The 20,731-nt window shown below is 68.7% G+C and carries 16 protein-coding genes and 2 tRNA genes; 14 read left to right on the top strand and 4 right to left on the bottom strand.

Annotation, left to right across the window (positions count from 1 at the left end; all coding sequences use genetic code 11):
• Positions 1 to 129: 129 nt before the first annotated feature.
• The gene (locus DSX2_RS14660; protein ID WP_020881779.1) at positions 130 to 885 is read right to left on the bottom strand and encodes an N-acyl homoserine lactonase family protein; all 756 of its coding nucleotides are present in this window, start codon (positions 883 to 885) and stop codon (positions 130 to 132) included.
• A 171-nt stretch (positions 886 to 1,056) separates the two neighbouring features.
• Between DSX2_RS14660 and DSX2_RS14655 the strand changes: the two genes are divergently transcribed.
• Entirely contained in the window at positions 1,057 to 4,221 is a 3,165-nt protein-coding gene (locus tag DSX2_RS14655; protein WP_020881778.1) for a hypothetical protein, read from the top strand.
• 153 nt (positions 4,222 to 4,374) lie between these two features.
• Here the strand turns inward: DSX2_RS14655 and DSX2_RS14650 are convergent, their stop codons facing one another.
• Complete coding sequence (locus DSX2_RS14650) at positions 4,375 to 4,731, bottom strand: response regulator (protein ID WP_020881777.1); 357 nt, start codon at positions 4,729 to 4,731, stop codon at positions 4,375 to 4,377.
• A gap of 235 nt (positions 4,732 to 4,966) precedes the next feature.
• Entirely contained in the window at positions 4,967 to 5,425 is a 459-nt protein-coding gene (locus tag DSX2_RS14645; RefSeq protein WP_020881776.1) for an Rrf2 family transcriptional regulator, read from the bottom strand.
• A gap of 180 nt (positions 5,426 to 5,605) precedes the next feature.
• Here DSX2_RS14645 and DSX2_RS14640 point away from each other — a divergent pair, with 180 nt between their 5' ends.
• Both DSX2_RS14640 and DSX2_RS14635 read left to right on the top strand, forming a co-directional pair.
• Entirely contained in the window at positions 5,606 to 6,874 is a 1,269-nt protein-coding gene (locus tag DSX2_RS14640) for an alginate lyase family protein (protein ID WP_020881775.1), read from the top strand.
• Positions 6,875 to 6,948: 74 nt separating this feature from the next.
• Positions 6,949 to 8,793 carry a UbiD family decarboxylase gene (locus tag DSX2_RS14635; protein ID WP_020881774.1) on the top strand — a complete coding sequence of 615 codons (1,845 nt, stop codon included), beginning with the start codon at positions 6,949 to 6,951 and terminating at the stop codon, positions 8,791 to 8,793.
• Positions 8,794 to 8,842: 49 nt separating this feature from the next.
• Here DSX2_RS14635 and DSX2_RS14630 read toward each other — a convergent pair whose 3' ends face one another.
• Positions 8,843 to 9,733, bottom strand: a complete 891-nt coding sequence (locus tag DSX2_RS14630; protein ID WP_020881773.1) for a triacylglycerol lipase — start codon at positions 9,731 to 9,733, stop codon at positions 8,843 to 8,845.
• Positions 9,734 to 9,834: 101 nt separating this feature from the next.
• Between DSX2_RS14630 and DSX2_RS14625 the strand changes: the two genes are divergently transcribed.
• The 11 genes from DSX2_RS14625 (at position 9,835) to DSX2_RS14575 (ending at position 20,719) form a co-directional block, all read left to right on the top strand.
• Positions 9,835 to 10,197 carry a tRNA-binding protein gene (locus DSX2_RS14625; protein WP_020881772.1) on the top strand — a complete coding sequence of 121 codons (363 nt, stop codon included), beginning with the start codon at positions 9,835 to 9,837 and terminating at the stop codon, positions 10,195 to 10,197.
• Between the two features lie 55 nt (positions 10,198 to 10,252).
• Positions 10,253 to 11,323: a DUF1786 domain-containing protein gene (locus tag DSX2_RS14620; protein ID WP_020881771.1), complete on the top strand. Its 1,071-nt coding sequence runs from the start codon at positions 10,253 to 10,255 to the stop codon at positions 11,321 to 11,323.
• Entirely contained in the window at positions 11,316 to 12,437 is a 1,122-nt protein-coding gene (locus DSX2_RS14615) for a phosphotransferase family protein (RefSeq protein ID WP_020881770.1), read from the top strand. Before DSX2_RS14620 ends, DSX2_RS14615 begins: the two co-directional genes overlap by 8 nt.
• Before the next feature lie 76 nt (positions 12,438 to 12,513).
• Positions 12,514 to 12,589, top strand: a tRNA-Val gene (locus DSX2_RS14610).
• An 18-nt stretch (positions 12,590 to 12,607) separates the two neighbouring features.
• Positions 12,608 to 12,684 (top strand) — tRNA-Asp (locus DSX2_RS14605).
• 612 nt (positions 12,685 to 13,296) lie between these two features.
• Complete coding sequence (locus DSX2_RS14600; protein WP_020881769.1) at positions 13,297 to 17,094, top strand: proton-conducting transporter membrane subunit; 3,798 nt, start codon at positions 13,297 to 13,299, stop codon at positions 17,092 to 17,094.
• A gap of 4 nt (positions 17,095 to 17,098) precedes the next feature.
• Positions 17,099 to 18,064 (top strand): respiratory chain complex I subunit 1 family protein, encoded by a 966-nt coding sequence (locus DSX2_RS14595; RefSeq protein WP_020881768.1) that lies wholly within the window; start codon positions 17,099 to 17,101, stop codon positions 18,062 to 18,064.
• A gap of 11 nt (positions 18,065 to 18,075) precedes the next feature.
• Complete coding sequence (locus DSX2_RS14590; RefSeq protein WP_020881767.1) at positions 18,076 to 18,510, top strand: NADH-quinone oxidoreductase subunit B family protein; 435 nt, start codon at positions 18,076 to 18,078, stop codon at positions 18,508 to 18,510.
• A 1-nt stretch (position 18,511) separates the two neighbouring features.
• Positions 18,512 to 19,048: a 4Fe-4S binding protein gene (locus tag DSX2_RS14585; protein ID WP_020881766.1), complete on the top strand. Its 537-nt coding sequence runs from the start codon at positions 18,512 to 18,514 to the stop codon at positions 19,046 to 19,048.
• Complete coding sequence (locus DSX2_RS14580; RefSeq protein WP_020881765.1) at positions 19,026 to 19,628, top strand: NADH-quinone oxidoreductase subunit C; 603 nt, start codon at positions 19,026 to 19,028, stop codon at positions 19,626 to 19,628. The genes DSX2_RS14585 and DSX2_RS14580 overlap by 23 nt, the downstream gene beginning before the upstream one ends.
• The gene (locus DSX2_RS14575; RefSeq protein ID WP_020881764.1) at positions 19,625 to 20,719 is read left to right on the top strand and encodes a nickel-dependent hydrogenase large subunit; all 1,095 of its coding nucleotides are present in this window, start codon (positions 19,625 to 19,627) and stop codon (positions 20,717 to 20,719) included. Before DSX2_RS14580 ends, DSX2_RS14575 begins: the two co-directional genes overlap by 4 nt.
• Positions 20,720 to 20,731 lie beyond the last annotated feature (12 nt).

Raw genomic sequence — 20,731 nt, 5'->3', positions numbered from 1 at the left:
GCCCCGCCCGCCCACGCAACGAAGCCGCATCCGTCGCCGTGGGCAAGTCGCGAGACGCCGCACAGGCCGGAAAGGCCCGTGCGGCGCACTGATTTTCAGGCCTGGAGGAGCTGCCCCCCCCGGCGGGGCTCAGGCCGGGCCGGGGATGGGCGCGCCCGAGGCGAAGCCCGGGTCGTGCAGGGGGATCAGGATGTCGGCCATGCCCTTGACCTTCAGCATCACGTCGTAGGCCTCGTACGGATTGACGCAGGTGCCGGGAGGGATGACCTCCATCTCCATGGCCGCGACCTCCCTGGGCGGGAAGAGGTTCTCCTTGATCACGCAGAATCCGGTGATGGCGGCCACGCCCTGCGCCGTGTCCACGAGCACCGTCAGGCCGCCGTCCGTATGCGCCGGGGTGTGCACCACGCGTATCCCGGGCAGGATCTGCGCGTCGCCCGAAAGCGCGCGGATCTGTCCGCGCTCCTCCACGTCCTCGATGTATTCCTCGTTGTAGCGGTAATCGAGGGGGTGGGGATCGTGGATGCGCGCGAGCTCGTTCTCGTGTACCCAGATCTGCGCGTTGACGCACTTGTAGTCGTTCTCGCAGTGGTCGCTGTGCAGGTGGGTGTGGATGACCACGTCGATGTCCTCGGGCGTGAGGCCGTACAGGGCGAGGCCTTCCTCGAAGGTGTAGATGCGGCCGCCCACGGCCCGCTCCCGGTCCTCGGAGCGGATGGGCTGCATCTCGCCCGTGTCCACGAGCACGCGCTTGTCCCCGCCCTCGAGGTACCAGGCATAGATGGGGATGGCGAACGGCCTGCCGTATCCGTGCTGGTAGGTCATCATGCCCTGGTCGAACAGCTTGCTGCCCATGACGATGGGGTGGATCACGTAGGTGTTCATGCGCCGACTTCCGGTGTGTTTTTTGATTGTGAATTAATGGGCGCGAATGTTACGAAAAGGTTACGCCCGGCACGGACGGCGGAGGTCCGCATCCGTGCTCCTCGGCTGCCATGTTAAAGGATATAGTGCCGGACCGCGATGATGACAAGAGAACCAGGCGGCGCCGCAGCCGTGCAGCGTGACCCCCGGCCGCACTCCGGCCGCGTCTCCCCGCTGCTTTTCGACAGGCGCGACCACGAACTGCTGCGGATAGTGCAGGACGTCGTCCTGCGCGAGGACATCCCGGGGCAGCGGCGGCGGCTGGCGCCCTACATGCACCCCCACGGCATCAAGGAGATGGCCGCGCAGCGCGCGCTGCGCATCGCGCACGCCGTGGCCCACCTCCTGGGCTCGCTCGAGATAGGCAAGGCCGAGGACCGGCTGAGCGCCCTGCGCATGCTGCGCGACGAGGTGCTCTACACCTCGCGGGGCAGCCTGCGCGTCAACGCGGCGCGCGTGCTGGTCGAGATCATGAAGAACCTCATCCGCAGCCGCGGCGAGGATCTGGCCACGCAGCTCATGCTCGCCCGCGACTTCCGCCTCGTGACCTCCGGACGCCCGCGCGACGTGCGCGCACAGCTGCGCAGGTACCATCTCATCGAGATGCCCGAGGAGTGGAACCAGGTCTCCTTCGACGACCACGTCCACGACGTGAACACCAAGGGCCGCAAGTCCGCCACGCACCTGGTCATGGACGCCTGGATCAAGGGGCTGCGTTCGCTCACGGTCATCTACTACAGCCACGTTCCCGTGGAGGCGGCCAAGGAGCTCCTGGCCGCGGCCGAGATCATGGGCATCGAGGTGCGCGTGGGCATCGAGTTCTACGTGCGCCTGCGCGACAAGTTCGCCAAGCTCATCTGGGTGCCGCGCGGCTTCGGCAACTCCAGGGGCTTCATCGACTTTCTCGGCCTGCCCGCCGTGCAGGAACTCATGGAGGAGGGCCGTGAGGTCGGCCGCTACCACGAGGCCTACGTGCTGCGGCTGCTCGCGCGCTTCAACGACGAGGACCGCAACGTCCTGTCCGAAGAGCTCGGCATCGACCTGCCGCCCTTGAGCGAGGCCGAGTTCAGGGCCTTCGTGGGCGCCGGGCAGGTCTCCATCCACCATCTCGGCCGCTGCATCCTGGAGCGCATGCTGCCGCTGATGCGGCGCCGCGTGGCCGAGCTGCGCGAGCGGCACGCGGGCGCCACGCCCGAGGAGGCCGCGCGCATCGAGGCCCTGGTCGGCCGCATGAACCACCTCGGGGTCTACGAGATCATCGAGCGCCATCTGCGCAGGGGCGAGTCCTCCCTCTCGCCCGCTCCGGACATGGCGTCCGAGGGCGAGCACGTTCCCTCGCTGCTCACCCTGCCCGCGCCCAGGCTGCTCGAGCGGCTGCGCGAGCTGCCCCCCAAGGCCAACGTGGTGCTGAATCTCTCCTATCTGCGCGCCGAGGACGTGCTCGAGCTGCTCTATTCGTGCGGGGGCGGCGTCACCCATCTGGAGATACTGAACCTCAAGAACAAGAGCCTGGGCCGAGAACTGGACGCGGAACGCATCCTGGAACTGCAGGACGCCCTGAACACCGGCAACGTCATCCGCCTCAAGCGCCTGATCATGGCCATCGTCGACGACCTCTCGTGCGCCGGGGACGACGAGGCCTGCGCCGCGCGCCGTGCCGCGCTCGTGGACATCCTCTACGACATCCCCACCCTGCAGTCCTTCTACAGCGACAAGCACCTGCGCTCGTGCATCGGTTCCGACTCCACCGGCCAGTCCGGCCGCGTGCCCGGCATGGGACTGGTGGTCAAGGAGACGCTGCCGCGCTGGGTGCAGTCGCGACTGACCAGGGACAACCCTGCGCTGTGCAGCCTGCCCATCAGCGTGCAGGCCCTGCGGCGGGAGACCTATCTGCCCAAGCACGCCTCCGGCCGGGGCATGGACGCCTGGCTCGGGCTCCTGCGCCGCATCCCGGGGCTTCGGCCCCTCGGTTTCGCGCGCCGCGCGGACTGGGTGCTCTCGGACTACCGCATCGCGGCCGAGGGCGGAAACATCTGTACCGTGGGCGGAGTCCAGGAAGAGGGGCACGGCTTCTCGCTCGACGGCCGGGAGGCGGGAGCGCCCAGCCGGGCTCCGGACGATGCGGCGGCCCCCTCGGGCACCCCGGCGCTCCCCCGCACGGAGGACCGCCGCCGCGTGCCCCTGAGCTACATGAACACGCGGCTCGTCATCACCCTGAAGATCCTGCTCGGCTTCATTCCCGCCTTCCTGACCTTCTACCTGGGCCAGAGCTGGTGGGTGCTGGCCTGGTTCGGGGCGCCCATCTGGTTCGCCATCACCGGAGTGCGCAACATCATCCAGTCCGTGCTCGGCTGCGGCGGCGTCCACCGCTCCTCCCTGGTGCACTGGAGCAGCCTCGTGAGCTGGAACAGGCTGGCGGATTCGCTGCTCTACACCGGGCTTTCCGTGCCGCTGCTCGAATACCTGGTGAAGGTCGAGCTTTTGCAGCGGGGCATGGGCGTGACCGTGAGCTCGAACGCGCTGCTGCTCTACACCGTGGTCTCGCTGGTCAACGGCCTGTATCTGGCGGGACACAACTACCTGCGCGGCTTCCCGCGCACCGCGATCATCGGCAACCTCTTCCGCAGCCTGTTCGCCATCCCGCTCTCGCTGCTCTTCAACGACGCCTTCGGCTATCTGCTGCTGATGGCGGGCGTGCCGGGCGTGGACCTCATCCTGCAGAAGTGCGCCGCAATCATCTCCAAGCTGGCCTCGGACACCGTGGCCGGGATTCTCGAGGGCGTGGTCGACAAGATGGAGTTCTTGCGCATGCGGTTCCTCGACTACGAGGTCAAGCTGCACCAGGTCTTCGACCTCTACGCCCGGCTCGAGCTGCTCTATCCCCTGGAGGACGTCTCCGCGCTCCTCGAGTCTGACAAGGAGTTCTTCCGCACCGTGGGCTTCGAGCGCGGCGACCTGGTGCAGATCGCCATCGTCAACGCCCTGGACCTGCTCTACTTCTGGATGTACCAGCCGCGCGCCCGCGTGGTCCTGAAAAGGCTCATGCGCCGCATGACGCGCGAGGAGCGGCGCGTCTTCCTGCTCTCGCACATGGTCCTCTTCCGCGAACGCGAGATAAGCCAGCTCTTCCTGGACGGCCTCGTGGGCCGGGACTTCTCCCGCGCCTTGGCCTTCTACCTGGCCTACTGGAACAGCTACCTCGATGCCGTGGAGCACATGGCCCAGATCCAGCCGAAGGACAACGGCACGGGCGAGGGCGGCGAAGGCGAGCGCATCTTCGAGGGACTGTCGGGCTAGGGAAGGCGGTCCGGCGGTCCGCCGTGCGGAAGGGGAGGGCGGTGCCGCGCGCAGCGGCAAAAACGGGACGGGGCGGCCGAAGGGCCGCCCCGCTCGCATCTGATATGAAGTCTCGTGAAGTCCGGCTGTGCAGCCCGGTCGCGAGGCCTGCGGCTACTTGCCGATGATCTCGCGGACCTTGCCGACCAGCACGTCCTTGTCGAAGGGCTTGTCGAACTCGGCGACGGCGTTGGGGATGGTGTACTTGAGGCCCATGTGGCCGGTGACCACGATGATGGGCACGCCCTTGGCCTTGCCGTCCTTGGTCAGGGCGCGGTTGAACTTGGGGCCGGACATCTCGGGCATCTCGATATCCAGGGTGATGAGGTCCGGCTTCTCGCTCTCGAGCTTGTCCATGGCCTCCAGACCGTTGGTGGCAACGGCCGTGGCGTAGCCGGCGTCCTGCAGAATATCCTGGAGATAGCTCACGATGCTCGGGTCGTCGTCAATGATCAGAACCTTTTTCGCCATATCCATCACCTCCGTTTTTTCGTGCCGGATGAAACTTCGCACGTTGTCCGGCCGCCGCACAGGCCTATGTGATAGTCGATGCCTGCCCGACGACTCATAGATATTCATCACATGTTGCAGGCCCAAAGGCAAGCGGATTCTGGCGTACGGCAGGCCTATCACCTGGAATCATTGGGTATTGTTGGTGCGATCTGGAAGCGGGTCGAGGAGATGGCCGGACCCTGCCGGGGGTGCGTCAGGATCGGTCCGGGAGGAGTGCGTCCTGGGGCATCCCGCAGGAGGCCATGTCCCTGCCGCGCGCCACGAGATCGGCGAAGGTGATGGAGTCAAGGCGCTCGAACATGGCCTGGCTCGCCTCCAGCCAGACGAGGCGCGTGACGCAGGTCTCGGCCATGGTGCAGCTCGGCGAGGCGCCCGAGCACTCCACCAGGAGGCTGTCGCCCTCGAGCAGCCTGACCACCGCACCGACCGTGATCCCCTCGAGCGGCATGGCCAGGGCGTGGCCGCCCTTCTTGCCGCGGCGGCTCTTGAGAAAACCGCCCTTGCGCAGGATCTGGGCGATGCGTTCCAGGTACTTCACCGAGATGTCCTGGCGCGCGGCCGTGTCCTGGATGCGCACCGGGCCGTCGTCCCCGTGCAGGGCGATGTCCAGCAGCAGGCGCGTGCCGTAGCGGCTTTTCGTGGAGAGTTTCATCATGGCCTCGGGCTCGATCGGCGCACTGCGCGCGCCGTGCAGCCTGTACGGATAGCCCACGGCCGGGACAAAAGCAACGCACGATGGTATGAAAACGGCCGAACCGGGATTCCACTCCGCGCCCGGGCGGTGTACACATGCAAATCGGCCCTGCCGCCCGTTCGCGCCCGGAGAACAGAAATGCCCCGTTTCGCCACGACGTTTCTCGCATCTTTCCTGCTCGTCCTGCTCGTCCTGCTCGCCGGGGCCTTCTGCGTTGCGGCCGAGCCGCCCGCGACGATCTCCCTGCCTCCGCTCAGCCTTGCCGCGGCGCGCGCGGCACTGCTCGCGGGCCGGGGGCCGCGGGCGGCCTACGAGGCGCTGCTCGAGGACGCGGACAGGGCGCTGCGCGCCGGACCGTACTCGGTCGTGGACAAGCAGAAGACCCCGCCGAGCGGCGACAAGCACGACTACATGAGCGTCGGGCCCTATCGCTGGCCCGATCCCGCCTCGCCCAACGGGCTGCCCTGGATCGTGCGCGACGGCAAGACCAATCCCGAGAGCAGGGGGGAGGGCTACGACTCCGCGCGCCTGGGCAGGATGTCCTATGCCGTCTCCACCCTGGCCCTGGCCTGGTACCTGGGCGGGAACGACGCCTACGCAGACCGCGCGGCCGTGCTCCTGCGCGCCTGGTTCCTCGACCCGGCCACGCGCATGAATCCCGACTTCGACTACGCCCAGGGCGTGCCCGGCGGCGCGCGCGGCACCAAGAGCGGCATCATCGACTCGCGCCTCTTCATCCCGGTGGTGGACGCGGCGCGCCTGCTGGCCGGGTCGTCCTTCTGGACTCCCGAGGACGAGGCGGGGCTTCGCGCCTGGTTCTCGGCCTTCCTCGACTGGCTCCTGGACAGCCCCTTGGGCAGGGAAGAGGCCGAGGCCACGAACAACCACGGCATGTGGTACGACGCCCAGGTCGCGGCCATGGCCCTCTACACCGGGCGTACGGACGTGGCTCGGCGGGTGCTCGGCACGAGCGCGCCCGAACGCCTGGCCGCGCAGATCGCGCCGGACGGGAGCCTTCCCCTGGAGCTTTCCCGTACCAAGTCGCTGCGCTACACGCTGTTCACCCTGCAGGCGGCCTTCGCCCTCGCGGACATGGGACGGTCGGTCGGCGTGGATCTCTGGCATTTCCACACCCCGGACGGCCGCTCCCTGCGCGAGGCCTTCGACTACGTGGCCTCCTGGGCAGGGAACCCGGCCTCCTGGCCCTACAGCGAGATCGTCCCGGTGGATCCCAAGGCCTTCGTCTCCCTCTTCCTCTGCGCGGCCCAGGGCTTCGGCGATCCGGGACTCGCCTCCGGCATCGCCCTGATCGACCCGGACGATTGGCGCACCGACCGTGGCCGCCTGCTCTACTTCCCGCCGGACAAGGCTCCGCCGGAACGCCGCAGGGCCATCCCGGCCCCCTGACCCGCGCCTTGACCCCCTCCCTGCAAGGTTGCTACCAGCATCTTTTCCCCGACCAGGGACAAAGGAGGCGGACTATGGGATACGCGAACCTCGGGACGTGCCTGCGCGACCTGGAGGCCAAGGGATGGCTGGTGCGGCTGCGCGAGCCCGTGGACGCGAACCTCGAGGCCGGGATCATCCAGCGCCGCGCATACCGCGCGGGCGGCCCGGCCATCCTCTTCGAGCAGGTCAAGGGCTGCGCCTTCCCCATGGTCGGCAACCTCTTCGGCACGCGTCAGCGCATCCGCCACATCTTCCGCGACACGCTGGCGAACGTGGAGCGGCTGATGCGCCTCAAGGCCGATCCCTGGCCGCTCCTGAAGAAGCCCTGGCAGCTCGCCTCCCTGCCCGCATCGCTCTCCCACGTCTTTCCGAAGAACGTCTCCGACGGCCCGATCATGGCCGGAGAGGCGCATCTCTCCACCCTGCCGAAGCTGCGCTCCTGGCCCATGGACGGCGGGGCCTACGTGACCCTGCCCCAGGTCTACACCGAGGACCCGGACAGGCCCGGCTACGGCGGCTCGAACCTCGGCATGTACCGGGTGCAGCTGGACGGCAACGAGTTCGAGCCCGGCCGCGAGGTGGGGCTGCACTACCAGATCCACCGCGGCATCGGCCCGCACCACGCCGCGGCCATCCGCCGGGGGGAGAGGCTGCCGGTGAACGTCTTCGTGGGCGGTCCCCCGGCCATGACCCTGGCCGCGGTCATGCCCCTGCCCGAGGGCATGCCCGAGATCCTCTTCGCCGGTCTGCTCGGAGGGCGGCGCGTGCGCATGGTGAAGCGGCCGGGCATGCTGCCGGTCCTGGCCGAGGCGGACTTCTGCCTGCAGGGCTACATCGAGCCGCACCGCACCGCGCCCGAGGGGCCTTTCGGCGACCATCTGGGCTACTACAGCCTCACGCACGACTTCCCGGTGATGACCGTGGAGCGCGTGCTCTGCCGCCCGGACGCGGTCTGGCCCTTCACCACCGTGGGCCGTCCGCCGCAGGAGGACACGGTCTTCGGCGAGTTCATCCACGAGCTGACCGGCGCCCTCATCCCCACCGTCTTCACCGGCGTGCGCGAGGTGCACGCCGTGGACGCGGCGGGCGTGCACCCGCTGCTCCTGGCCGTGGGCAGCGAGCGCTACGTGCCCTATGCCGCGGCGCGCCAGCCCCAGGAGCTCCTGACCCAGGCCATGGCGCTGCTCGGCTCCACGCAGACCTCGCTCTCCAAGTATGTGCTCATCGCCGCGGCCGAGGATTCGGGGCTCCTCTCGGCGCACAACATCCCGGAGTTCCTGGCCCACGTGCTCGAGCGTATCGACCTTTCGCGCGACCTGCACTTCGTGACGCGCACGACCATGGACACGCTGGACTACTCGGGCATCAGCCTGAACCAGGGCTCCAAGGTCATCGTGGCGGCCGCGGGCGAACCGCGCCGCGAGCTCGCCGCGAGGCTGCCCGAGGGCTTCGCCGTGCCCGAGCCCTTCGGCGCCGCACGCGTCTTCTCGGCAGGCATCGTGGTCCTCCAGGGGCCGCCGCACACAGCCGGGCGCGACCGCCACGATCCGCGGCTGCAGTCCCTGGCCAAGGCGCTGGGCGCCACGGAGGGCCTTTCCGGCCTTCCCCTGGTGGTGGTCTGCGACGACGCGGATTTCACGGCCGCGGACTGGGACAACTTCCTCTGGGTCACCTTCACCCGCTCGGACCCGGCAACGGACATCTACGGCGGCGCCTCCTCCACCCATTGCAAGCACTGGGGCTGCAAGGGGCCGCTGGTCATCGACGCGCGCCTGAAGAGCTACCACGCGCCCGAGCTCACGCCCGACCCAAAGGCCGAGGCGCGCGTGGACGCCCTGGCGGCTCCCGGCGGGCCGCTGCACGGCATCATAGATTAGCTGGAACAGCGGGGACGGGCAGCGGGCCGCTCGGGCCGCTCGGTGATGATCAGCTTCTCGGCGCGGGCGCCGCGCGGCGCAGGAAGTCCGCGACCAGGGCGGCCACGCCTTGGTGGTAGAGCATCTGGATGTGGTCGCAGGGCGGGGTGGTGATCGTCTCGAACCCGGCTCCCTCGGGCGGCTCGAGCCCCTCGGGCGGCACGACCATGCCGTCCGCGGGTGAGCGGAGCGCCAGGCAGGGCACGCCCCGCGCGCCGGGGAGTTCCCGCATGGCCCGGATTGCCGCAGAGCTCGGATGCAGGTCGCGCACCAGACGGCCGATGCCGAAGGCCGAGAGGCGGCTTCCCTGGTGGGGGCTGCCGAGCGTCACGGCGGCGCGGCAGGCCGCGGCGATCCCGGGATCGGCCAGGGCCCGGCGCACGAAGAGTCCGCCCAGGCTGTGGCCGATGAGCAGCAGCGGCCTTTCTCCGTTCTCCCGCACGATCTCCCGTATCCGTCCGGCCACGTCGTCGGCCACCTCGTCGAAGCCGCGCGCGAAGCTTCCGTAGCAGACCGCGCGCAGGTCCTTGTAGCCCGCGCGGCGCAGGCGGGGGGCGAAGCGCAGCCAAGCCGCCGCGTTGTGGTAGAGGCCGTGCACGAGCAGCATGCAGGGCTCGTCCGGTCCGGCCTCCGGCTCCTTGCCGAAGGCGGGTGGGGCATGGCGGCCGAGCCAGCCCAGGGGGTAGGTGGCGTAGAGGAACAGCTGGCACGCGGCCGAGACGACGATGCGCCCGAGCAGCCAGACGCGCACGCCGCCCTTCGCCAGGTCGCGCAGGCGTTTCTCGTGCGGCGTGCCCCGGCACTCGTACCAGAGCATGGCGTGGCTGACCCCGGCCGTGAACAGGGCCATGACCACGGCAAGGGCCGCGAGCAGGGCGAGCAGGGTGAGCAGTTCGGTCATGCAGGGATCTCCATGGACGTTTCGGTCCGCCTTGTCAGCACTCCCTCCCTATACTACATCAACACCTTCGCACAACACGCCGACATGCCGGGAGGGTCGCAATGGCCGATGCGAAGGAGACGGACCAGGCGCCGCAGATAGCCGCGGAGGACTTTTTCAAGGTCGAGATGCGCATCGGCCGCATCGCTGCCGCCGAGCCCTTCCCCGAGGCCAGGAAGCCCGCCTACAAGCTGACCATCGACTTCGGCGACTTCGGAACGCGCAGGAGCAGCGCCCAGCTGACCGCGCTCTACGCGCCCGAGGATCTCGTCGGCCGCCTGGTTGTCGCGGCCACCAACCTCGGCACGCGGCGCATCGCGGGCTTCACGAGCGAGGTGCTGGTGCTCGGCTGCCTCGAGGCGGGAGGCGGCGTGGCCCTGCTGCAGCCGGACCGCGACGTGCCGCTCGGTGCGCGCATCCATTGACCTGCTCCGTCCATTGAAGGAACACTTTAAGAATACGTCAGCAACGGGAATCCTCATGTCCGCATCCTCCTCTTTTGCATCCACCGCGCGCACGCTCGTCCTCGACATCGGCAGCGGCACCCAGGACGTGCTCTACGTCGAGCCGTCGCTCGTCCAGAACAACTGGCCCAAGTTCGTGCTGCCCGCACCGGCCCGCGCCGTGGCCGCGCGCATAAGCGCCATGACCGCCGCGGGCCGCGCCGTCTACCTCTGCGGCACGAACATGGGCGGCGGCTTCTACCGCGCGCTCAAGGCGCACCTCGCTGCCGGACTCCCGGCCGCGGCCCATCCGGAGGCGGCCTACTCCCTGGGAGACGACCTCTCCCTGGTCGAGAAGATGGGCGTGACCCTTTCCGAGACCATGCCCGAGGGCCACGTGCCCGTGCAGCTGGCCGACTACGACGCGGGTTTCTGGCGGGCCTTCCTGGCCGCAGCGGGGCTCGCGCAGCCGGACATGGTGGTGGCCTGCGCCCAGGACCACGGCTTTCACCCCGGCAAGAGCAACAGGGAAGGGCGCTTCCGCCTCTGGCAGCGCTTCCTGACCGAGGCCGAGGGGCGCCCCGAGGCGCTCATCTATCATCGTCTCCCGTCCGAGCTCACGCGGCTGTCCGCCGTCCAGCGGGCCATCGGCGGCGGTCCCGTGGCGGACTCCGGCCCGGCCGCGGTGCTCGGCGTGCTCGCGGTGCCCGAGATCGAGGCCCGGGCGCACGCTGAGGGCGGCTGCATCGTGAACATCGGCAACTCGCACACCATCGCCTTCCTGGTCCACGGCGGCCGCATGTGGGGCGTGTACGAGCAGCACACGGGCATCAAGGACGGCCCGGCCCTGTGGGAGGATCTGACGCGCTTCCGCACGGGCGAGCTGACCTTCGCCGAGGTCTTCGACGCCAAGGGGCACGGCTGCATGACCCTGGACCTGCCGAAGGAGGCGAACGGCTTTGCCTCCACCTGGGTCATCGGGCCGCAGCGCGACCTGTTGGCCGGCTTCCCCGTGGAGTTCCCGCACCCCGGCGGCGACATGATGCTGGCCGGCTGCTTCGGCCTGCTCAAGGGGCTCGGAGGCGGTCTCGGGGGCTTTCATGGCTGATCCGGACAGTACATCCACGGGCGGGAAGGCCACGGCGCGCGAGGCGCGGCGCGAGGCCGTCCGCGCCTGGCTTGCGGCGCGGCGGGGCGACGGCTCCGCCTGGGCCCGCGCGGCCGAGGTCGAGGCGGTGCGCTTCCTGGCCGCCGGGGAATACAACGAGAACTGGCTCGTGCTCGCGAACGGCGAGCGCTTCGTCTTTCGCGTCAACCACGGCAGCCAGCTCGGCCTGGGCAGGCGGCAGATCGCCTACGAGTTCTCGGTGCTCTCGGCCCTGGAGGGCTCGGACGTCACGCCCGAGCCGTTCGCCGTGGAGCCCGAGCCGGGCGGAGAGCTCGGGCGCGGCGGGGGCGTGCTGCTCATGGAATACCTCCCGGGCCGCGCCTTCGACTACGAGCGAGACTGGCGGCTGGCCGCCCGGGTCTTCGCGCGGGTGCACGCCCGGCCGCTTCCTGCGGAAGGGGAGGGCGGAGCGGAGGCGGGGCTCATCGCCCAGCCCGATCCCGTGCGCGCCATCGCGGCCGAGAGCCTTTCGCTGCTGAAGCGCTTTGCGGACCATCCCCTTGCCGCCGAGCGCGACCGCCTGCTGCGCTACCACGACGAGATCCTGCGCCTGGCCGACGAAACGGCCCCCCTGTTCGCCGCCGAGCCGCAGGTCCTGGTCAACACCGAGGTCAACTCCGGCAACTTCATCGTGGACGACCACGGCGGCGGTGGCGAAGGGGAGGGCAGGGCCTGGCTCGTGGACTGGGAGAAGGCCGTGGTCTCCACGCGCTACCAGGACCTGGGCCACTTCCTGGCGCCCACGACCACGCGCTGGCGCACGGACTTTTCCTTCTCGCCCGAGGCGCGCCGCGCCTTCCTCAAGTGCTACAAGAGCGAGGCAGGGCTTGCCGAGCCCCTGTCGGAGATCGAGGCCAAGGCCGCGGTCATGGAGCGGACCATCCTTCTGCGCGCGCTCTCCTGGTGCCACATGGCCCACTACGAGTACTCGCGGCCCGGCAGGCCCCTGTCGAGCGAAATGACCTTCCGCCGCATCCAGGAATACCTCGGAGATATCGACGGCGTTTTGGCCGCGTCCGCAGCGGCCGAAACGGGGCTTCCGGGGAAAAGATGAAAAAAAATTGCGATTGAGGGACGCTTTCCGTTGACAAGGGGAGGGGGGTTCGGTAAACACCGTCTTCCCGTTGCACGGGCGGATAGCTCAGCTGGGAGAGCATCGGCCTTACAAGCCGAGGGTCGCAGGTTCGATCCCTGTTCCGCCTACCACCCGTGCCTTGAAAATTCGGAGCGGTAGTTCAGTTGGTTAGAACGCCGGCCTGTCACGCCGGAGGTCGCGGGTTCAAGTCCCGTCCGCTTCGCCATGAATTCCACGAGTCTCGAAAGGGACTTGAGAGATAGAGGTCACTGGTTGCCGCCAGTGGCCTCTTTCGTTTTGCAGGTTCCGGTAGATTCCGTGGGTGGTTTTCCCCTCCGGAGAGAACCGCAAGGTGCGGCCTGACCGGTTCGAGTTCACGGACCGCCCCTCGGCAGTCGCCAAGTCCTCCCTGCAGAGGATGTCCAGCGCTCGGAAGCACGCCTGCTCGACGGGGCTGGAGGGCCCTGCTCTCCAGGGCGTCTTCTCTCCTTTCTCCTCTCCCTCTCCTTTCAGTACCCTTCTCTTCGAGGCCGGGCGGTGCTCTCCAAGAACTTGCGCTTCCGGAGCGTTTCCGCGACCGCGGCGGAAGACTTTCGGCGTGCGGCGGGCGCTCGCTGGTTTTATCTGACATTTGATCGTAATCGTGGACCACGATTTCTGATCGTGACAGGTTGAAAAGAGAACAATCTGAAATAATAAATATTTTTGAAGCTCTTCGCTGATATTTGGGAAAAGTCTCACAAATGACGTTGTCAGGTTGGTGACTTTGGTCTAAAAATGGACCAGAAGCTGTTTGTGTAATCAACCAGCAAAGACGATTCCCCGCAAGGAGAACCGGATGGTCACCGCACCAGCCCTGCCGCACTTATCGTTTCTTGCCTTGGTCGGAGCCGCCCTGCTGCTGTGGGGCACGGCTTCCGCCGTCGCCAACAGACAGCGCCTCGGGCACCTGATCGCCTACGGCGGCCTGGCCGAGGCGGGCATTGCCTGCATCGGCGTGGGCTACGGCGGCGCCTCGGGAGAGGTGGGCGCAGTCCTCATCTTCCTCTTCCAGGCCGTGGCCAGGCTCCTGGCCTACGGCGCGCTCGTGCGCCTCGCCCAGCCGGGGGGCTCCACCGAACTCGGCCGCTTGCGCGGCTCGGGCCGCAGACTCCCGGTCACCGGGGGGCTCTTCGGCTTCGGCATGTTCGCCGCGCTCGGCGTCTCGCCGTTCCTCGTGCCCGAGGGGCGCCTGCTCGTGCTTCGGGCCGTGCAGTCCGGCGGCGGCATGGGGCTGCTTCTGGCCATCGCCTCGGCCTCGGTTGTCCTGGCCTGGCTGACGCTGTCCGCCGTCCAGGCCGTCTGCCTCGAGGACGCCGGGCAGGAGGGAGCCTCCAGGTCCATCGGCTGGAAGAACGACCGTCCGGGATGGCACGTGCTCGTCCTTGCGGGCTTTGTCGTGCTCCTTGGCTTGATTGCTCACTCACTCAATATAGGCCTTGGTGAGATGCTGGGCTTCGGCCCGCACAGCCTGCCCGAGCTCGGCGACGGCTGGCATGCCGCGGCCCTGGTGCCCTACGTGGGCGCCTTCGCGGTCTTCGTCCTGGCCTTCGTGGGCGACGCGCCGCGCAACCTCCTGGCCGTGGGCCTGGCCGGAGCCTCGCTCTTCCTGGCCTGGTCCGACGCCGCGCTCGATCCCCTGTCCCGGCTCTTCGCGCTCGTCACCGCGGGCATCGGCCTCGTGGTCACGGCCTATTCCACCGGCTACATCCACTCCGGCCGCGCCAAGAGCGCGGGCTACTTCTTCTTCCTGCTGCTCATGCAGGGCGCGCTCATGGGGCTCGCCACCACGCGCTCCTTCGGCTCCTTCTACGGCTTCTGGGAGTTGATGACCTGGTCGTCCTACTTCCTGGTGGTGCACGAGGGGACCCGCAAGGCGCTGCGCGCGGGCATGAAGTATTTCGTGATGTGCGCGGGCGGCGCCTACTTCATGCTGCCCGGCCTGCTCCTGCTCGGAAGCGGCGGCAACGGCCTCGACTTCGCCTCCGTGGCCGAGGCGGCCGCGCGGCTGGATCCGCACCTGCTGGCCGCCGCGCTGCTGCTCACGCTCACGGGCTTCGCGGTCAAGGCGGGCCTCGTGCCGGTGCACGGCTGGCTGCCCGACGCCCACCCCGTGGCACCGTCCTCCATCTCCGGCCCGCTCTCGGGCCTTCTGACCAAGACCGGCATCTACGGCTTCGCCCGCGTCTTCCTGGCCGTGTGCGGCACCGCGGTGCTGCTGCGCGCCGGGGAGGGCGCCGCCGGGCTCTCCTGGCTCGGCACCATCCTGACCACGCTCGGCGTGCTGACCATGGTCTACGGCGAGGTCATGGCCCTGCGCCAGGACGACCTGAAGCGCATGCTCGCCTTCTCCACCATGGGGCAGATCGGCGAGATCGTCATCGTCTTCGGCCTGGGCTCCTGGCTCTCCACGACCGCGGCGCTCTCCCACGTGGTGAACCACGCGATCATGAAGAACCTGCTCTTCCTGGGCGCAGGCGCGCTGATCCTGCGCGCGGGCGGCAGGAAGCTCGAGGACCTCGCCGGGCTCGGCCGCCACATGCCCTGGACCACGGCCTGCATGACCGTGGGCGTGCTCTCCATCATGGGCATGCCGCCCTTCAACGGATTCGCCAGCAAGTACCTCATGCTGCGCGCCTGCATCGCGGCCGGGCATCCCGAGCTGGCCTGCGGCCTGCTCCTGGCGAGCCTGGCGGGCGCCGTCTACTACATGCGCATCCTGCGCGTGCTGATCTTCGAGCGCCGCCGCGGCCCGGCCGTGTCCGAGGCCCATATCGCCATGCTGCTTCCCATGCTCCTGCTCGCGGCGCTGTGCGTCGTCCTGGGCATCGCCCCGCAGCTGAACCTGGCCCTGGTCGTGCCCGTGGCGAACATGCTGACCTCCGCGGGCAAGCTTGCACCCCAGGCCCTGCCGAGTCTCGCCGTCACCTGGCCGCCCTTCGTGGTCATCCCCATGCTCGGCGCGGCGCTGCCCTTCCTGCTGCGCAAGAACCGCCGCGCCGCGGGCTGGTCCGCGGCCCTCGTACTCCTCTGCGCGGCACTGGCCGTGTTCGTCTACGGCGGCACCCTCGACACGCTCTCCTTCGGCTTCGCCCTGGTGGTCGCGCTCATGGGCTGCCTGAACATGGTCTACTCCGTGGGCTACATGGAGCACAGCCACACCCAGTGGCGCTTCTACACCTTCTTCCTGTTCATGGCCGGAGGCCTGCTCGGCGTGGCCGCAAGCTCCGACCTCTTCAGCTTCTTCACCTTCTGGGAGATCATGAGCTCCTGGAGCCTCTACTTCGTGATCGTGCACGAGGAGAACCGCCAGGCCTTGAAGGAAGGCTACAAGTACTTCTTCTTCAACGTCCTGGGCGCGGCCTTCCTCTTCCTCGGCGTGCTCCTGCTCGTGCAGGCCGCGGGCTCGCCCACGTTCAGCGCCGTGCGCGCTGCCTGGACCGCAATGCCCGCGGGCACCGCGGGCGCGGCCCTGGCGCTCATGGCGCTGGGCTTCGGCATGAAGGCGGCGCAGCTGCCCCTGCGCATCGACATCCAGATGCACCCGGCCGCGGCGCCCACGCCGGTCTCGGGCTACATCTCCTCGGTGCTGCTGAAGAGCGCGTTCTTCGGCCTCGTGAAGCTCTTTTTCGTGCTCGGCGGCGCGGGAGCGCTCGCGGCAGGGGCGGTGGGGCTCTGGCATCAGGCAGCGGTCATGCACACCCTGGCCTGGGTGGGCGGCGTGACCATCGTGCTCGCCGCGCTCATGGCCGTGCTCCAGTCGGACCTGAAGCTCGTGCTCATCTACTCGACCGTCAGCCAGCTCGGCTACATGGTCCTCGGCGTTTCGCTCGGCACCTCGCTCGGCGTGGCGGGCGGCCTCCTGCACCTGGCCAACCACGTGCTCTTCAAGGACCTGCTCTTCCTCGTGGCGGGCGCGCTGCTCCTGCAGACGCACAAGCACTCCCTGGACGAGCTCGGCGGCGTGGGCCGCAAGATGCCGGTGACGCTCGCCGTCTTCGCCGTGGGCGCGCTCTCCGTGGTCGGCGTGCCGCCGAGCAACGGCTTCACCTCCAAGTGGATCATCTACCACGCGCTCATGCAGCAGGGCGACGTCGTCCTGGCGCTCCTCTCGCTCGTGGGCAGCGTGCTAACCCTGGCCTACTTCGCCAAGTACCTGCACGCGGCCTTCCTGGGCCAGCCTGCGCGCGACCTCGAGCACGTGCATGAGGCGCCGCGCGTCATGCTCGCGCCCATGGTCCTCCTGGCCGCGGGGTGCGTGGTCACGGGCATCTTCCCGGGCCTTCTGCTCGAACCCATCGCGGCTATCGTCAGCCAGCTCGGTCTGGGCACCCTGGACGTGGCCGCCTCGGGCCTCGTCTCCGGCCCCGGCGCGTGGAACGCCACGGCCGTCGCGGTCCTGGCCCTGGTGGCCTTCGGCATCGGCTGGGGCTCGCTGCGCCTGCTCGTGCGCACCGCCCGCGTGAGCGACGTGCACACCTGCGGCGTGCGTCTCGATCCGTCCGCCACGCGCATGGCCTCGCGCGGCATCTACGGCCTGCCCGGCGACATGCTGCGGGGGCTCGCGGCCACGCTCATCCCTGCGGCCAAGGAGTAAGCACATGAACGCCGTTCTTCCCGCGCTCTTCCACATGCTGGTCTTCCCCGGCGGGCTCTTCGCCATCGCCGTGGGGCTCCTGCTCAAGGGGCTCGACCGCCGCGTCGAGGCCAGGCTGCAGCGCCGCGTGGGGCCGCCCCTCCTGCAGCCGTTCTACGACCTCGCCAAGCTGGCCACCAAGGAGACGATCATTCCCTCCACGGCCAACCGCACGGCCTTCCTGACCGCGCCGCTCATCGGCTTCACCGGCATGGCCGTGTGCGCCGCCTTCATCCCGGTGACCGGCGCGTACGCCGGGCTCTCGGGCATGGGCGACCTGCTGGTCCTCTTCTACCTCCTGCCGCTGCCCGCCATCGCGCTCATGGTCGGCGGCTCGGCCTCCAGCTCGCCCTTCGGCGCGCTGGGCTTCTCGCGCGAGATGTGCATGATGCTGGCCTACGAGGTGCCGCTCCTGGCGGTGCTCCTGGCCGTGGCCATGAAGGTCGGCGCGGCCACGGGCGGCGGGGCGGAGTTCTCCCTGTCCGCGGTGGTCGCCTACCAGCTCGCCCATGGCCAGCTGGTCTTCGACCCGGCCATGTGGCCCGCGCTGATCGCCTACCTGCTCTTCCTGCCCGGGACCATGGGCGTGCCGCCCTTCGACGTGCCCGAGGCCGAGACCGAGCTCATCGAGGGCCCGCTGCTCGAGTACTCCGGCCCCGCGCTCGGCTTCTTCCACGTGGCCTCGGCGCTGAAGGCCATGGTCGTGCTGGGCCTGGGCGTGGCCATGTTCTTCCCCGCGCCCGTGCCCGGCGGAGCCTTCGTGAACGTGCTCTGGTTCCTGTTCAAGTGCGCGGCGCTGATGCTCGTCTCCCTGACCATCGTCAAGTCGGCCACCGGACGTTTCCGCGTGGACCAGGCCTTCACCTTCTACCTCAAGTATCCCGCGACGCTGGCCCTGGCGAGCCTGGTCCTGGCGTGCTGGGGAATGTGAACGGAGCCGCCATGAACCTCTTGAAGAAGCTCTCCGTCCGGTCGCCGTGGCTCTATCGGATCAACGCGGGCTCGTGCAACGGCTGCGACGTCGAGCTGCTGACCACGGCCTGCATCCCGCGCTACGACGTGGAGCGTTTCGGCTGCAAGTACTGCGGCAGCCCGCGCCACGCGGACATCGTGCTCATCACCGGCCCGCTCACCGCGCGGGTCAAGGACAAGGTCCTGCGTGTCTGGGACGAGATCCCCGAGCCCAAGATCACCGTGGCCGTGGGCATCTGCCCCGTGAGCTGCGGCGTGTTCCGCGGCGGCTACAGCATCGAGGGGCCCGTGGACAAGTATCTGCCCATCGACATCAACGTGCCGGGGTGCCCGCCCCGGCCGCAGGCCATCATCGAGGGCGTGGTCAAGGCCCGCGACGTCTGGCTTGCCCGCATCGGAGGATGACATGTTCGATTTCCTGAAGATACTGGCCGGCAACGTGGTCAAGGGGCCGTCCACCGATCCCTTTCCCTTCGTCGAGGCGAAGACGCCCGCGCGTTTCCGCGGCAAGGTGCACATGAACCCCGCCCTGTGCGTGGGCTGCGCCATCTGCCGCCACGTCTGCGCGGGTGCGGCCATCCACATCGAGGAGCGGCCCGACGGCAGCGGCTACGACTTCGCCCTGTGGCACAACACCTGCGCCCTGTGCGGCCTGTGTCGGCACTACTGCCCCACCGGCGCCATCTCCATGAGCAACGACTGGCACAACGCCCACCCGCAGTCCGAGAAGTACGAGTGGTGCGAGCGCCATTTCGTGCCCTTCCTCTCCTGCGAGGGCTGCGGAGCGCACATCCGTCCGCTGCCGCCCGCGCTCGCCGGACGCATCTACGCGGACAACGACGTGGACGCGGCGCACCTCATGCGCCTGTGCCCGCAGTGCCGCCAGCTCGAAAGCGCGCTGAAGCGCGTGGAGGCCGACAATGGCGACCGTACGCACGCTTGATCCCGAACTCGAGCACGGTCTCGAGATACTGGCGCTCAAGGGCGGCTTTCACTGGACCGAGGACCAGACCGGCAACCGCTTCTACTGGTACCGGCTCGAGGTCTCCGACGACCTGACCCGGGCCGCCGAGCTGCTGGCCGCGCACGCCGCGCGCCTGTGCACCGTGACCGCCTACGATCCGGTGCGCGAGCACGGCTACACGCGCCACGAGATCGCCTACCACTTCGACTGCCGCGGGACCATGGTCACGGTCACCGTGCCGCTTTCCGAGCGCACGCGCAGCGTGCCCTCCATCACGCCGCTGTTTCGCAACGCGGACTGGAACGAGCGCGAGTTCATGGAGATGTACGGCATCAGCGTCATCGGCCATCCCGATCCCCGCCGCCTGTTCCTGGACGAAAGTCTCGATCGGGGCATCATGAACAGGATCATTCCCATCTCGGTGCTCATGAACGGCGCTTCCAGCAAGGATCTGTGGGAACGCATCCTGGGCGACAGGCACGCCGAAGAGAAGGTGGAAGAGGCGCAGACGGAAGGGGAGGGGGCAGCAGTGCCCGCTTCCGAGGAGGAGAAGGCATGAGCGACGTGAAGGATACCACCTACACGCTGCCCGTGGGGCCCGTGCACGTGGCGCTTGAGGAGCCCATGTACTTCAAGCTCGACGTGGACGGCGAGATCGTGCGCGGCGTGGAGCTCACGGCCGGGCACGTGCACCGCGGCATGGAGGCCCTGGCGCTGCGCCGCACGCTGTTCCAGAACATCGTGCTCACGGAGCGCGTCTGCTCGCTGTGCTCGAACAGCCACCCCTACACCTACTGCATGGCCGTGGAGAACCTCGCCTCGATCGCCGTGCCGGAGCGCGCCCTGTACCTGCGCGTGATGGCCGAGGAGATCAAGCGTGTGGCCTCGCACCTCTTCAACGTGGCCGTGCTGGCGCACATCATCGGCTTCAAGTCGCTGTTCATGCACGTCATGGAAGTGCGCGAGATCATGCAGGACGTGAAGGAGACCGTGTACGGCAACCGCATGGACCTCGCGGCCAACTGCATCGGCGGCGTGAAGTACGACGTGGACGCCGAGCTGACCCGCTTCCTGGTCGAGAGCCTGGCCAAGGTCGAGCGCGAGGTTCGCTCGATAATGAACATCTACGCCACGGACGCCATGATCCTTCGGCGCTCGCGGGGCGTGGGCGTCCTCGGCAAGGAGGACGCGCGTTCCTTCGCCGTCGTCGGGCCGGTGGCCCGCGGCTCGGGCCTGCCCCTCGACGTCCGCGTGGAAGCCCCCTACGGCGCCTATCCCCGCCTGGACGTCGAGGTCGTCACCGAGGACGGCTGCGACGTGCACTCGCGGGCCATGGTCCGCATGCGCGAGATCCTGGTCTCCATCGGCCTTCTGCGCCGCTGCGTGAAGGATCTGCCCGGGGGGCCGCTGTGCGCGCCGCTGCCGGAGATCCCGGCGGGCGAGTCGCTCGCGCGCAGCGAGGCGCCGCGCGGCGAGCTGGTCTACTACCTGCGCACCGACGGCACGGACACGCCCAACCGGCTCAAGTGGCGCGTGCCGTCCTACATGAACTGGGACGCGCTCGGCGTGATGATGAAGGATTGCAGGATCTCGGACATCCCGCTGATCGTCAACAGCATCGACCCCTGCATCTCCTGCACCGAACGGTAGCAGGGGAGAGGG

Origin of the sequence: Desulfovibrio sp. X2 (assembly GCF_000422205.1) — a bacterium.
Classification (GTDB): domain Bacteria; phylum Desulfobacterota; class Desulfovibrionia; order Desulfovibrionales; family Desulfovibrionaceae; genus Alkalidesulfovibrio.
This window is presented reverse-complemented; position numbering and strand designations above follow the sequence as displayed.